General features: G+C 46.6%; 11 protein-coding genes and 2 pseudogenes. 5 read left to right on the top strand and 8 right to left on the bottom strand.

Features of this window, described 5'->3' with window-relative positions; genetic code table 11:
• On the bottom strand, positions 1 to 972 hold a 972-nt coding region (locus AAKU64_RS20685; protein ID WP_354362888.1), incomplete at its 3' end, for a TonB-dependent receptor plug domain-containing protein.
• A gap of 545 nt (positions 973 to 1,517) precedes the next feature.
• Here AAKU64_RS20685 and AAKU64_RS22675 point away from each other — a divergent pair.
• Positions 1,518 to 1,709, top strand: a pseudogene (locus AAKU64_RS22675) (IS256 family transposase); the annotation flags it as partial.
• A gap of 181 nt (positions 1,710 to 1,890) precedes the next feature.
• On the opposite strand, the gene AAKU64_RS20695 reads toward AAKU64_RS22675, so the two are convergent.
• From AAKU64_RS20695 to AAKU64_RS20710, 4 genes are all read right to left on the bottom strand, one after another.
• A complete protein-coding gene (locus AAKU64_RS20695) occupies positions 1,891 to 2,523 on the bottom strand; it encodes a glutathione S-transferase family protein (protein ID WP_354335721.1) in 633 nt (210 codons plus the stop codon).
• Positions 2,524 to 2,556: 33 nt separating this feature from the next.
• A complete protein-coding gene (gene yghU, locus AAKU64_RS20700; RefSeq protein ID WP_354335723.1) occupies positions 2,557 to 3,432 on the bottom strand; it encodes a glutathione-dependent disulfide-bond oxidoreductase in 876 nt (291 codons plus the stop codon).
• Positions 3,433 to 3,611: 179 nt separating this feature from the next.
• Positions 3,612 to 4,292, bottom strand: a complete 681-nt coding sequence (locus AAKU64_RS20705; protein ID WP_354335725.1) for a cupin domain-containing protein — start codon at positions 4,290 to 4,292, stop codon at positions 3,612 to 3,614.
• A 444-nt stretch (positions 4,293 to 4,736) separates the two neighbouring features.
• Positions 4,737 to 5,186, bottom strand: coding sequence for a CHRD domain-containing protein (locus AAKU64_RS20710; RefSeq protein ID WP_354335727.1), 450 nt, complete (start codon positions 5,184 to 5,186; stop codon positions 4,737 to 4,739).
• Positions 5,187 to 5,492: 306 nt separating this feature from the next.
• Between AAKU64_RS20710 and ltaE the strand changes: the two genes are divergently transcribed.
• A complete protein-coding gene (gene ltaE / locus AAKU64_RS20715) occupies positions 5,493 to 6,566 on the top strand; it encodes a low-specificity L-threonine aldolase (RefSeq protein WP_354335729.1) in 1,074 nt (357 codons plus the stop codon).
• Between the two features lie 80 nt (positions 6,567 to 6,646).
• Here the strand turns inward: ltaE and AAKU64_RS22680 are convergent.
• Positions 6,647 to 6,781: pseudogene (locus tag AAKU64_RS22680) on the bottom strand (IS256 family transposase); the annotation flags it as partial.
• Between the two features lie 290 nt (positions 6,782 to 7,071).
• On the opposite strand from AAKU64_RS22680, the gene AAKU64_RS20720 reads away from it, so the two are divergent.
• Positions 7,072 to 8,733, top strand: a complete 1,662-nt coding sequence (locus AAKU64_RS20720; protein WP_354335779.1) for a VRR-NUC domain-containing protein — start codon at positions 7,072 to 7,074, stop codon at positions 8,731 to 8,733.
• A complete protein-coding gene (locus AAKU64_RS20725) occupies positions 8,730 to 11,021 on the top strand; it encodes an ATP-dependent DNA helicase (RefSeq protein ID WP_354362891.1) in 2,292 nt (763 codons plus the stop codon). The genes AAKU64_RS20720 and AAKU64_RS20725 overlap by 4 nt, the downstream gene beginning before the upstream one ends.
• A gap of 268 nt (positions 11,022 to 11,289) precedes the next feature.
• Here the strand turns inward: AAKU64_RS20725 and AAKU64_RS20735 are convergent, their stop codons facing one another.
• Together AAKU64_RS20735 and AAKU64_RS20740 are read right to left on the bottom strand one after the other, a co-directional pair.
• A complete protein-coding gene (locus tag AAKU64_RS20735; RefSeq protein ID WP_503012675.1) occupies positions 11,290 to 11,829 on the bottom strand; it encodes a YagK/YfjJ domain-containing protein in 540 nt (179 codons plus the stop codon).
• Positions 11,830 to 12,277: 448 nt separating this feature from the next.
• Positions 12,278 to 12,898 (bottom strand): hypothetical protein, encoded by a 621-nt coding sequence (locus AAKU64_RS20740; protein WP_354335760.1) that lies wholly within the window; start codon positions 12,896 to 12,898, stop codon positions 12,278 to 12,280.
• Between the two features lie 694 nt (positions 12,899 to 13,592).
• On the opposite strand from AAKU64_RS20740, the gene AAKU64_RS20745 reads away from it, so the two are divergent.
• Positions 13,593 to 14,843, top strand: a complete 1,251-nt coding sequence (locus tag AAKU64_RS20745; RefSeq protein WP_354362892.1) for a serine hydrolase domain-containing protein — start codon at positions 13,593 to 13,595, stop codon at positions 14,841 to 14,843.
• Positions 14,844 to 14,901 lie beyond the last annotated feature (58 nt).

Here is a 14,901-nt window from a genome sequence, read left to right on the forward strand (position 1 = left end):
CCGATTTAAGCACAGCAAAAATCGTTCTGAACAAGCCGATAAAGTGGAAAAATTTGGACGCTGACAGGTGGTAAATATTGAACGCTGTTTGACAGCTCTAACGTAGTAACTATTTTTTGCATCAGGTTGGTAGCCTAAATCTATACCCACGCCGTGGCGCTTACGATTGTATTGATACCAGCGCTGATCCCATCCTGCATAAGCAAGAGGTGAATGAGTATTGTCATCAAGAAAAGCGGGTTCTACGTCATCGATTCCGCGTTTATCTTCATAATAGGCAGCAGTAACTACGATAGAAAATGGATTGTCTGAAAAAGCAGTGATCGCTGATTTAGTGGCACCACTTCCACCAAACCGGCCACCTGCGGAGAATGACAAATCAGTAATCCCTGTTCCTCTTAATTGTTCTCTTCCGGTACCTAGTCGGCCTTCAAAAAAAGGCTTTCCATTTAATGGAGCGGTCTTTGGAGTGATCTCAATCGTCCCTCCCAGAGCCTCGGCGTCTTGTTCGGGGAGATTAGTTTTTGTGACAGTAATCGCACCCACAAGACCGGTGGGGATCGCATCCAATGCAACAGCGCGTCCTCCGCTAAATGGTGTTGCGTTGTTGGATGGTGGTAATCGTAGGCCTCCAAAGGTTGTGCTATTGAGATCAGCATCTAAACCTCGGATGTTAATAAATCGACCTTCGCCAGTATCTGTTTCTAAGGAAATACCTGGGATTCGTCTCACTGACTCTGCGATATTTACATCGGGCAATTTTCTCATGTCTACTGCGGTCATCAAATTGATTAAATTTGGTGCTTCCTCTTGGGCTTTGCGTGCAATACCATTTGAAGTACGTTGAGCCTCGATGACAACTGTCTCGATTGCAGAATTTTGAGGTGCATCCTCTGCAGCAAATGCAGAAGAAATACATATCTGTGATATGAGCACGGATAGTAAAGTTTTATGTTTATTTAGTGTTCGCATAATAGATAGTGGTTAGATGCCAGGGCAAATTTTTCAAGCCGGAAATCAATACTTCGCACTCGCAAAAGTTTTAAAAAAATTTCAGAAAATGTTGATTTCAAAACCGGAGATCAAACAATCTCATGATTCGTTTTGATTGATAGAAGTCTTCGCATTCGTCGGGTTGTGAACGCGAAGAAAAGCACTTAAATTGCTTTAAATTTTTGCTTCTATGAGGCGGGAGAGTAGAGGGGGTTTATTACAAGGAGACGACATTTAATTTTTCTTAAAATATCGTTGTATTTTGAAAAAATTAAGGATGCTTTAAGTTTTTAATCGCTATGGTGGTAAGTTTTTAATTTGAAAATACGAGCACAAACTAACGGCACATCCGTCTAATTAAATATTCTGAATCTCATGTAGTTAAGATAAATTGAAGTCAGACAAATTTTTTATTACTCTGAATAGACTGGGGTTTTTCATTCAGATTTACGGTGATTGCCGAAGATCGCGGTGTAAGAATTTTTTGTAATCGGTCATTTCGCAGGAAACTGCAATATTTTGGGATGAGTAATGATGACCTTAGCGAATACTCCCTTCCGGCTGTATTAATCGATGTGCTGCTAGCCGAGTATAAAAAGACTGAAGATTCGATTGGTGAGGACGGCCTGTTAAAGCAGCTCACGAAAGCCTTGGTGGAGCGGGCGCTTCAAGCAGAAATGAGCCACCACATTGGCCATGGCAAGAACCAGTTAGTTGTTGCTACCAACAGGAAATTGCGTCGCTCAACGCAGATGCAGCGCACCGCCGGATTCACACCCAAATAATATCTACCGGAAATCGCATTCCTTTGGTAATCAGTATATCGGGTCAATCAATTTTCAAATGTATCCGACTACCTGAGTGCTATATTCATCAAGGTTAATGCGACGATACTCGTTAAAGAGACATAGCCTCCCGCTTCGCCATCAATGTGCGCCATCGCAGCAAATGCGGATGTTGCTCATCAGGCTTGATCTTGACGACGCGGGCGAAATCGACTGCAACTACCGCAGTGATGTCGACGATACTGAATCGATCTGTCGCAATATGTTCCCGATTTGCCAGATGATCATTCAAGGTAACGAAGAATTGCTGTATCCGCGCCAGACCTCTTTGAGCGAGTTCTGGAATCTGCTGGTAGTCCACTGGTCCTGGTAAAGCGCGTTGCTTCATCGAGGGAGAGCTATTCCGCATTGCCTCTGCAATTGCCAACAATCCTTCAAATTCAACCCGCCAGTTCCAACTCGCAATCTCGGCTTTCTCTTCCGGGGTTATTCCGAGCAACGGTGGCTCTGGATACTTTGCCTCAAGAAAAGCTGTGATCGCTGCATTGTCAGTCAATACTATTCCGCTCTCCGTTTTTAACGCAGGAACCGTAGAGAGTGGATTAATCTGTCGGTATGCCTCACTGAGTTGCTCTCCGCTCCTTAAATCAACCTGAACCGTTTCGTAGACTACCTTCTTCTCTGAAAGGAGGATTCGCGCGCGACGTGGGCTGGGGGCAGTACTGCAATCATAAAAAGTCATCATGGGTTGATGTTCCATTCAGAGGTTTGTCACTGATCAGACAGGTTTAACTAATTTGTCTTGCGTTTTTGTATCGAAATCACTCGCATCGTGTCGCTCATGCAGTTGACTTGCCGGATCACCAAAGACACGATTGACCATACGTCCGCGTCTTACAGCGGGCCGTTGTGCAATTTGATTAGTCCATCGCAGCACATGGGTATATTCCTGGACCTGCAAGAATTCTCCTGACTCGTACAACTGTCCTTTGGCCAATGCACCGTACCATGGCCAAATCGCCATGTCGGCAATAGTATATTCATCGCCGGCAACAAATTGACTTTCGGCGAGCCGGCGGTCAAGAACGTCCATCTGTCTTTTAACCTCCATGGCATAGCGGTTAATTGCATATTCGATCTTCTCAGGCGCATAAGCATAGAAATGCCCAAAGCCACCGCCAAGAAATGGAGCACTCCCCACCTGCCAGAACAACCAGGAAAGACACTCCGCCCGATCGGCGGCGCCTTCAGGAAAGAAGGCGCCAAATTTCTCGGCCAGATAAATCATGATTGCACCGGACTCGAAAATGCGGATCGGATTTCCATTACTTTGATCCACCAGAACAGGAATTTTTGAGTTCGGATTGATGTCGGTGAACCCACTACTGAATTGCTCGCCCTCACTGATATTGATCAACCAGGCGTCATACTCTGCACCGATAAATCCTGCGGCTAACAGCTCTTCAAGCAGCACTGTAACCTTGACACCATTGGGTGTTCCTAGCGAATAAAGTTGCAGCGGATGACGTCCTACCGGTAGCTCGCGGGCGTGGGTAGGGCCTGCGGTCGGGCGGTTAATATTCGCAAATCGTCCTGTTTGCTGGGTATTAGGAGTCCATATTTTGGGAGGTGTGTAATTCGACGAGTTATTCATTGGACACATAACCTTAAATTGATAATTTCAAATTTGCCAAGGTCAACTATACCTCACATGGGCAAGACAATCGCATCAGCATTTTGGCATCTCACTGAGTCGATTTGATTCCAAGTCAAGTGCACTATTTCTCCGCAATGCATACGGGTTCGAAAGTTGGTGATATCTTGTGAAGGGCGTTATCCGAATATTTCTGCTGAGCCAGCGACAGGCAAGTGGCCAGTTTTGACTAAGATAGTACATCCCTCCTCACTGAGAGGACTGTGCATGCTCAAATGCGGACTGCGTATCCATGTACCAGCCGGATACTTTCCAAACTCGTCCTCAAAGGTACCGGCTAATACATAGATTTCTTCACCACCATAATGTCGATGTTGACTAAAACGCGTCCCTGGAGCCCATCGTACTAAGGCCGTATGTTGAGTATTGAACTCTGACAGAGGCATCACTGACAAACCCGGCACAAGTCCTGGCAACCATGCCGCACTCGCCGTATCGACTATGGTACGTTGGCTGTCGTCCGGATCAAGATGGCGCAGTTTTACGAACAATGTGCATCCAGTCGTAGAGCTTGGCGCATGCGAAGATCCAGGGGGATTTTTAATGTAAGTCCCCGGACCGTAGCTTCCTGATTCATCGCAAAGTACCCCATCCAGAACAAGGATTTCCTCACCCAAATCATGTTGATGGGTCTTAAAAACAGAACCTGGCTGATAACGCACAATTGATGTAGCTCTTGCGATCTCCTCTCCGTCACGTTCTAGTAATTGGCGTTGAATGCCGGTGATTGGCGAATCGAGCCAATGTAACGTTGAAGGATCGATCACAACCCGTTTAGATAAGTCTGAATTGAGTCTCATAACTTTTATATGCTTATTAGTTGGAGGGTAAGGTGAAGAACTGCAAATGGTTTCTCAATCGATACTTTATTCGATCCATTGGCTTCAATTTGACAGATGGCAGTCGTATCGGTTTTTGCCATAGGTCTTGTGCCACCGCGAATACAATAGTCCATACAGTCAGCTAGGCGAGTGATGCTTGAGTCTTCATTATAGGATCAAGCTCCTGCCGGGCTATAAAGCTGGAGACATATAATCCATCGATTCGTGTCATTGAATATCGCTCGTTTATGTAACGTGGCGAATAGTTCGGTATCGCATCACTGCGTTATTTTATAAAAATCTACTCTGTACAAAAGGCGCTATGGATATTTAAACCTTTTTGGGCGTAGATCTAAAAAAGTACACGGCGCATATTCACCGCGTACATTCGAAACAACTTGAAATAATCATCATCCGATTGAGTTATTGCGCAATCAAAGCCTGAGCGCGAACTTCACCACCGGGATTAGCCGCAGTATGTAAATTGACGTACCACTTGCCCGCTAACAAATCGGCTGCTTGTGCTGGAGTCAATGTTGCAGAGCCTTTGATTGGACTATCAGTGCTACCGGTGAAACCAAGTGCCACACCAGCATTTTGTCCGGCAATTGCAGGTCCATGAAAATGTCCTGCTTTCACTGGGCCAGTCAGCCCAGAATAGGACACAGTCCAGTTGAGAACATTTGTTTGCTTGTTAAACGTCGCCGCCAGCAAACCCGTTCCGGTACTTGAATTTGATGGCGTCTCGGCAGATGCTGTTAATTTTCCGTTGATCGCAACCTCGTTCGACATCATTGGATTTGAGCTGCAACCAGTCATAGCGGTGGCACATGTGAACAAACTTGCGATAATCACTTTACGAACTTGTATCATTATTGTCTCCAGATTGATAGGAAATATGTTTCAACAGCCATTAAGATATCGCTGACTGAAACATCAATGTACTCCGATATCTGCATTTAGGGCGGATACATCAGCGGGACAGTACGACCAAATTGTATTTGGCTAATAACTATTTTTTGTATGATTCCCTATTTTTGTAGCGACAATAACGACTCGCTTTACCTATGATATTGTCGAGCATTCACCAATAAATTGACGACTCAAAAGCAAATAACAGTTCAACTAGTCAGTCACTCAAAAGTCTCAAACTAAACTAACTTTTATCGGAATAAATTCATGGGCGATTTTCGAAGCGATACCGTAACGCAACCCACACTCGCGATGAAGCAAGCGATGTCCGACGCGCCTTTAGGTGACGACGTATATGGAGATGATCCTACCGTCAACCGACTACAAGACATGGCGGCAGAGATGCTCGGGTTTGAAGCATCTCTATTTGCACCAAGTGGCACTCAAACTAATCTGATCGCCTTGATGGGACATTGCCAGCGCGGAGAAGAAGCGATAGTTGGTCAACAATGGCACACTTATCGTTGGGAGGCTGGCGGCATGGCAGTGCTCGGATCAATTCAGCCTCAACCTTTAGAAAATCAGCCAGATGGCACGATAGCGCTTGACGATATTGCATCTGCGATTAAGCCCGATGATCCTCATTTTGCAAGGACACGGCTTATCGTTCTTGAAAACACGACCGGTGGCAAGGTGCTGCCACTCGCTTATATGCGTGATGTCCAGATGCTGGCAAAAAAATATGGTTTGCGCTCCCATATTGATGGCGCGCGCTTGATGAACGCCGCAGTATCGATCGCGACAGAGAATAGTAGTGATCCAATTAAGGAGGCGAAGAACATCTGTAACTCCTACGATTCTGTCTCGCTTTGTTTGTCGAAAGGCTTAGGTGCACCAATAGGATCTTTATTACTCGGTTCTTCCTCTTTCGTTGCGCAGGCGAAACGCACACGAAAAATGCTCGGTGGTGGTATGCGTCAAGCTGGAATATTGGCGGCAGCCGGTATATATGCACTAGAAAACAATGTTCAAAGGCTGACTGATGACCATGCAAATGCGTCGATGTTGTCGAACGGACTAAAAGAGATTATCCGCACTCATGCCAGACTGAATGAAAGCTCGACTGTCGTCCATCCTGCACATACGAATATATTGTTTATGGATGTTGCCAGCGATGTCGCAAGCGTCTTTTTGCCGTATTTGGCAGAGAACAATATTCGTGTGACAAGCGGGATTCAAAAAAGCAAAGATGGTCCGGTCAGACGCATCCGTTGGGTGACCCATCTCAACGTAAATCAATCCGATGTTGAACGGGCTCTTACGGTAGTGGCTCGTTTTTAAAGATAACTGTGGTAATTTCAACTGGTCGACGCAACTAAGAGGAGCCTGTAAGAAATTCTGTGTAAATGCCACGGAACAACTTAGTAGTCGTATTGTTGAATACGGTCACCAAACTCAATCATAAATCGATTCAGCGCCATACGCCAATTCTGAATGGGCATCGTCCATTTTTTTGATGCCTGTGCAATCGCAAGGTAGACGACTTTGAGTGCCGATGGTCAAAGTGTTCAGTATTAATCTCTCACGGCGCTTGCAACGATTTGGAGAGCCGGCTTTTAGGATTAGTCTGTTCTTAAAACAATCTCACCATTATCAATTTAACTTAACTTAAGTTGTGTTTTTGGAAATTCTAAGTCGTTTCCAGGGCATTAATTTTGAATCAACGATTTGATTCAAACACACATAAAGAATAAGAGGAGCCCAGTGCATATAACAGTCACTATCAAACTCCAAGGTAAACAGATAAACTGTATGCATATACAGTTAAAAATCTCTACCTCCCGCAATGAAGCAAGTCTTACCAAACCCGCTGTACTACCTTTGTAATTTCCAACTAGTACTGGATTGGGTCAGTGAACGATACGATGATGTGTTAATTCCTGAAGAGCGTACGTTCATTGCAGATTTCGGTAACTTGCCACAAGTCTCACAAGCCTTATTTGTCCGCATGGTCATGCGTAAAGGCGACTATTTCCGTCAAAGCAAACTGAGTTATCCTGAGATAGGTGACACACATCAAGCGATGTTGCCTTTGATTAAAGTAGGATGGATTAACCCTGATCCGATATTGACGCTAGACCAGCTTTTTGAGCTTCTACAAAAGCCAGAAATTGTTGCCGTATTCTCACTCACCAGACCAATTAAACAGCTCCGCAAGGCAGAACAACTTGACTATCTTCGTGACGATCTTCCCGGCGTTAGCACCCAAGCAAAGGTATTCTCGGCCTGGCATCCTTCCTCAAAAGAATCAGTAGCACACATTCAGAACAAAGCCCTCTGTGACCGCTTGCGCCTGATCTTCTTTGGTAATTGGCAGCAAGACTGGTCAGAATTCGTCTTATCTGATCTCGGTATTTATCGCTATGAGGCAATCCCATTCTCAATGGCGTCGCGAGGATTTCAAACGCGTCGTGATATCGAGGATTACATTGCCTTACAAGCCTGTCGCGAATTGTTTCATGCGGAAGAACCCATTGCACTGGTACTCGGTGAGTTAGCAAAGACCACTAGCGAGAATGACTGGATCAATCGACGGCGCGATAAGCTCCTGTTCCAGCTGGGACAACAAGCAGAAAAGCAAAAAGACTGGGCTCAAGCATTAGCTGTTTATGAGATGAGTCGTTATCCAGGAACCAGGCTGCGTACCATCCGCGTATTAGAAAAGATGGGGCAAAGTGCCGCTGCATTACAGCTTCTCAACGAGGCCCTTAGCACGCCTGAGAGTGATGCCGAACTCCAGCAGCTACAGCGTAGTGCGCCACGCCTGAATCGTAAGCTAGGCCATCAGAAACCAGTGACACCAACGATGTCTAAAGCCGACATCATTACACTCCGACTACCGTATCCCGACACGTCGTTTTACGTCGAAGGCGTCGTTAAAGATCATCTGATGCAAGAAGAAGCACCGGTCTACTATGTTGAGAATACGCTGATCAATTCGCTATTTGGCTTGCTATGTTGGACAGCTATTTTTAAGCCTATCCCGGGTGCATTCTTCCATCCTTTCCACCGCGGGCCAGTCGATTTAACCAGTGCTGATTTCCATCAACGACGACAGGGCGACTTTGCTGCTTGCCTAGTCCAGCTTGATTCTGATGAGTACCTCACCACCATACGTCACACCTACCAAGCCAAACAAGGTATTCAATCGCCTTTTGTCTTTTGGAGTGCCTTAGATGAGGACTTGCTCAATCTTGCCTTAACCTGTATTCCTGCGCAGCATCTACGGCATTGGTTTCACCGACTCTTGTCCGACATTAAGGCGAACAGAAATGGCTTTCCTGATTTAATCCAGTTCTGGCCAAAAGATCAGCGTTACAACATGATTGAAGTCAAAGGTCCTGGTGACCGTCTGCAAGACAATCAGCAACGACTAATCGACTACTGCACCCTACATCAGATGCCAATCTCAGTGTGCTACCTCGAATGGCTTGAGGAAACTCAGTGAGTCTCAAACTCTACACTGTTGCAGTGCGTGCTCTGTGTGAATTTATTGCAAAACAAGGTAACCTCGATCTTCGTTTTACGCCATCTCCCTCGGCGCAAGAAGGGATAGAAGGTCATACGCAAGTCACGTCCCGCAGAGCGGCCAGCTACCAGCGTGAAGTCCGGCTCGAAGGCCGCTATTCAGAGCTACTGGTTAAAGGTCGAGCGGATGGCTATGATCCTGAACATCAACAGCTAGAAGAAATCAAGACCTATCGCGGCAACTTGACTACGATGCCGGAGAATCACCGGCAACTGCATTGGGCACAAGCTAAAGTTTATGCTCATTTGCTTTGCCAAAAGCTGGCTCTGTCCCAGCTCAACGTCGCGCTAATCTACTACAACGTCGATTCCCAACAAGAAACACCCCTAGTAGAAATCTATACGGCGCAAGTATTAGCATCTTTCTTCGATGGTCTATGTCATCAGTTTTTAACTTGGGCTAAGCAAGAGCTAGTGCATCGGGAACAACGTGATGGCGCCATAAAGGAGATGCGTTTCCCCCACCCATATTTTAGAGCGGGGCAGCGTGAGCTGGCAGAGGCCATTTACCGAGCCAGTAACCGTACCTGCTGCTTATTGGCACAAGCACCGACCGGTATCGGTAAAACGATAGGCAGCTTGTTTCCTATGCTCAAAGCCAGTGCCGAACACCAGCTCGATAAAATCTTCTTCCTTGCCGCAAAAACGTCAGGTCGCCAGTTAGCGTTGCATGCAATTCAAACGCTACAAGAAAACCTGCCACGCACGACTTTACGAACGCTGGAACTCGTCGCTAAAACCAATGCCTGTGAGTTCCCGCAAAATGCCTGTCATGGAGACTCCTGTCCTTTAGCAAAAGGGTTCTATGACCGTCTACCTTCTGCACGCACGGCGGCCTTACAAGTGCCGATCCTAAATCAAGAGAATTTACGTTCAGTCGCCTTAGCACATCAGGTCTGTCCCTATTACCTCAGTACAGAAATGGCGAAATGGTGTGATGTGATTGTCGGTGACTATAACTACTACTTTGACCTGAACGCCATGTTGTATGGACTAACCATCAGTCATGCCTGGAAGATTGGTTTACTAGTTGATGAGGCGCACAACATGGTTGCCAGAGCGCGTGCCATGTATACAGCAGAGCTGAGTCATCGACAACTTAAGGTGGTACGTAAGCAAGCACCGGCGATCTTAAAAAAGTCATTAGACCGGCTTCGTCGCCAATGGCTCGCATTAGAAAAAGCGCAGGAGTGCCAGCAGCAACAACAGCGCTACAACGATCAACAGCAAGCTTATGTCGTTCATGCCGAACTGCCTGATAAGTTCGGTAAAGCCTTAATCACTCTTTGCTCTGAAATAGGTGCTTACTTTGCAGACAATCCAATTACCATTAGTCCAGAACTACAGCAGTTTTATTTCGATGCTTTACTCTTTAATCGCTTAGGTGAGAGCTTTGGAGATCACTCACTATTTGACGCGACAGCGACGAACGGCGACTCGATACTTTGCATCAGAAACATCATTCCAGCCCCGTTTCTCAAACCTCGGTTTAAAGCAACACATACCAGTGCCTTATTCTCCGCCACCTTAAGTCCTTGGAATTACTACTGTGATTTACTGGGTATGCCAGAAAGCACTGCATGGGTCGATGTGGAATCCCCCTTTAGCGCTAACCAGTTAGCTGTGAATATCATTGAAACAATATCGACCCGCTATACAGACCGTGATCATTCTTTAATCCCGATGACGACCTTAATGGCGCAACAATATGAAGAAGCACCGGGCAATTATTTGGCCTTCTTCAGTAGCTTTGAGTACATGGATCAAGTTGCACGTTTGTTCCAAGAACGCTTTCCATCAATCACGATATGGACACAAACAAGGCGTATGGATGAATGCGCCAGAAAACATTTTTTAGAAAACTTCACGGAGTCCAGCCGAGGGATAGGATTTGCCGTCTTAGGTGGGGTCTTTGGTGAGGGAATCGATTTGCCCGGTGCGCGCTTGATTGGCGCTTTTATTGCGACACTGGGATTACCCCAAATGAATCCGGTCAATGAGCAGATTAAACAACGTATGCAGCAGTTATTCGGCTCAGGGTATAACTACACCTATCTTTACCCTGGCATACAAAAAGTAGTTCAGGCAGCAGGACGCGTCATCCGCACTACGACGGATCATGGGGTGATTTATTTGATTGATGATCGATTTGCGCAGCCTGAGATTCGGCGATTGATGCCGGAGTGGTGGGGGTTGTGTACCAGATGACACTACAAGAGCAATTGCACACAATAATTCCTGACGCCATCAAGTGGGCAAAAGCACAAGCTGAGCACGTGGCATTAATCGGTAATCCACTTCAATCAAATTTGCGAGACTTTGTTCAACGAGTTGGCGTTCGAGGGGTCGATCGAATTCGCGGCAAGTTCGTTGACTCGTTACCCATACCAGAAAATTCGCTGTTGAAAGAGATGGAATTTCAGAGGGACTACTTGGCCCTAATATGGCTGGCCTAAAGCTTAGGCACAGTATATTTTTAGTCAACGGTCAAAACTAGCGCCAAATCTATGGCTGCCATCTCCAAAAGACCTTGTAGCGGATTTGCATAGATAGCTAGCTCGATAAAGAACTTTGCGATAACGTCCACATCGTCACGGTGGATGTGATAGTAGGGTTTTGCTGGTATCTCAACCAAACCTACTGCGTCATCAATTATCAGCCCTAATGCACTTGCCCAAGCACTCTCCAGTCGATTAAACATATTGTCTCGTCCAAGAGAGTATTGGCCAAGAGAGCAGAATGCTTCATAGTTTAGAAAAATGACCAAATGGTAGTGGGGGCGCACATGCTGTCCGACCTCTCTTGCCCAAACATACCGGACGACGGTGTCATGCGCATACTGATTCTCACGAAGTGCAAATTGACGGTTGTGTCTAATTTTTGCTTTAAACGAATCGATGAAACGATCAATAAACTCGTTCTCATGTGAGAGGTAACGCGGGTCAATGGTAGGCGGAAGCCGCAGGTCAAGCCTAAACGTAAACGCTCGATGATATTGATGAAGAGCGCGTGACATTGTTTAATAAAGTCGGTCAAGGTATTCTCTTATGAAGGCTCCCTTGTCTGCTTGTAATGGTAAGTCAAAAAATTGTTTTCGTGGTGAAGCGTGCGGTTTGAATTGACAGGATGACGGATCATTTTAATACTCCATGTGATTAGATTCATACATTCATCGCATGGGGTATTTTTTACCTGAGTTAACTTATGTCGATTTTTCAGCCGACACAAAAACGAGTCACTACTGCAAATTTGCACGGAAAAAACCACCGATTGGCACGGCAACAAAAAAACATAGAATGCGCTCAAATACATGCGTCGGCATCTCTAGTCTGCGCAGAGAGAGTTTGCTAGAAAATATCTAAGTTTTTTGGTAATTCTTATATTTTAAATTTACCTTCTTGCTCGCGACTAGCGGCAATGCATAGGGATAACTCAGTGCCATCTGCATATTCATAATGCGGTGATTAGTGCAGCAATGCTAGAAACCTCTCGTCTGAATATACTGCAAACAAAAACTCCTGCATGGCGGGAACCAAATTGTCCCGTACTTTGCCGCACGCACTTGATGCAATGAAGGATACAGGGAACGTTGTCTCATGTCTCACCGTCACGGGCTCTTTTCCTTGAGCCGAAAATGTCGCGGCAATGATCCACTTTCCGCTCCCAAAGGATTCGAAATTGATTGAATCCAGACGCCCTGAAATCTCAATTCCGTCCGTTGCAGAATATAGCCCTTCCTTTGTCAACTCATCACGCATGGCACCCGCAAGGAACACCGCGTATGGGATTTCTGCTGGAGCGTGGACCGGCCAACTCAATCTACATACGAGGGTCTTCATGTCAGGATCGTTGGCAGTGAAATCCGCAATTCTAACCGCAGAAACCTTCGGTTTAATTTCCCGTAATACTGCTAGATTCTTCTCGGGCGCAACATACTCGCCCGCAAAGTAGGTACGAAATCCTTGAACAAATATGGCACTCTTACCCGGCAAAGTTAGGAAAAAATCACCCGTGTTCGTCTGCGTTTGTGCGAATGATTGGGTTGAAAACAAGGTAATTGTTGCAACGAGAAGTGTCTTGAGCATATCGCATCCAAATATTAAGGTTAAATAATTCTGGGAATGATACTTATTTTTTGTGAGTATCGGTGAAGTGTGCGTATTTGCGTCAAATAAGTCACTGATTGGCAATTGAATTAATCCACCCGCTTGCATTTCAAATGAGCCATCGATTAGCACGACAAAAAAGCCACCGAACTAGTTCAAATACATGGTTCAGATATAAGCAAATTGCAAATAGAAATTTACTATTTCTTATGTTTTAAATTACTGTTTCTGTCACGACTGGCGGCAATGCTTGGCTAGGGGCCGTTTGAAGTTTGGGGTGACTGACTCTTTTCAGTACGAAGCGATCATACAAAAATGTTACTGACACCAGCCGTACGAACATGACTTGTCTTTAGCGAAGTGATGTTTTTGTCCCTTTGACTAAAATGTATGTGTGCGCAGTGTTACCCAATTTGCTCAACGGACATCCGGTATTCAAGAGGTTAGAAACAAATTGCTTTGGTGGCCGTGTTCGGTTATTTTCGTAAAATGAAAATTAAATCACGGTAGACCATCAGCTTCGGGAGATTTTGTGCGGGTTTCCAAACGCTTCGTTACTGTGTGTGTCATGTGTGCGGCTGTTCTCGACGGCGCAGGTGTGCGTGATGCATGGGCGCAAGAGACATATTGGCCAACGCACGGATGGCGCTACTCCTCCCCGGAAGCGCAAGGGATGGATTCCCAGGTGCTGGCCGGCGCGTTTGACTACATTCGCGACCGCCATACGCCGATCCACAGCCTGACCATCGTTCGCAACGGCTATGTTGTATTAGATGACTATTTCTGGCCGTTCATGGATGGACAATTCCACGATGTCGCGTCAGTGACGAAGAGCGTTACGTCGACGCTCGTTGAAATCGCAATCGGCAAGCACGAGCTGGAGCTTCGCCAGCCGCTGACTTCGGTTTTCAATCAACAAAGGATAGCGAACCTGGACCAGCAAAAAAAACGTATGACCATCGAGCATTTGCTGACGATGACCTCCGGGTTGGACTGCCACGCCAGCCTCGGCGAGATCACACTGTCCCAGATGAGAAAAAGCGCCGATTGGACCGAGTTCATGCTGGATCTCCCAATGCGCGATGAGCCCGGAAGCCACTTCGAGTATTGCTCCGGCGGAATGCATATCATTTCTAGCGCGATCACAAAGGCAACGGGCCTGAGCGCACTTGATTTCGCGCGCCACGAGCTGTTCAATCCGCTCGGCATAGGCAACGTAGCATGGCCGGCAGATGGCCAAGGTGTTTCGTATGGCTGGGGCGACCTCCACCTCGAACCCCGCGACATGGCGAAATTAGCGTATCTGTGGTTGAACAACGGTCGCTGGGAAGACCGACAACTCGTTCCGGAGAAGTTGATGGATGCCGCCATTCAGGGGCATTCCTTGCCGATGAGCAGCGATACGAAATATGGATATGGATTCTGGATTTATCCGAACAGGCAGCCGCCGCTGTTCGAAGCACTCGGTCGGGGCGGTCAACGTATCAGCGTCTCCCCGGAGAAGAATGTTGTCGTCGTATTTACGGGCGGAGAGTTCGAGCCTGGCGATATTGGTACGTTCATAGGTCGCGCCATCAAGTCCGATCAGCCCATGCCTGAAAACCCGTCAGCTGCTTCCCGGTTAACGGCTGCAGTGAAAGATGCGGCAACGCCGCCTCGCCCAGTTCCACCTATCCCGCAGCCGCTAAGGATAGTTTCTGGCAGGCGGTATACGCTAGCGGCGAACCCAATCGACCTGAAGTCCTTTGTCCTCACGTTTTCAGGAACTGAGGTTGCACAGCTTCAGCTAGAACTAGGCCATCGGAGCGATCCAGTTAGGCCAATCGGACTCGACGGAGTTCCGCGGGTATCCGCTGGCTGTCGGCGCGCACTCAATATTGACCCGCTGCGCGCATTGAATATTGACCAGGCGCTTAGTTGCTGAGCATACAAGTTTGTTTCAGGTTTGTCGATCAATTATGTGTGCATTGTTTTCTCCATTT

It is taken from the genome of Undibacterium sp. GrIS 1.8 (assembly GCF_040544445.1).
Lineage (GTDB): Bacteria > Pseudomonadota > Gammaproteobacteria > Burkholderiales > Burkholderiaceae_D > Undibacterium.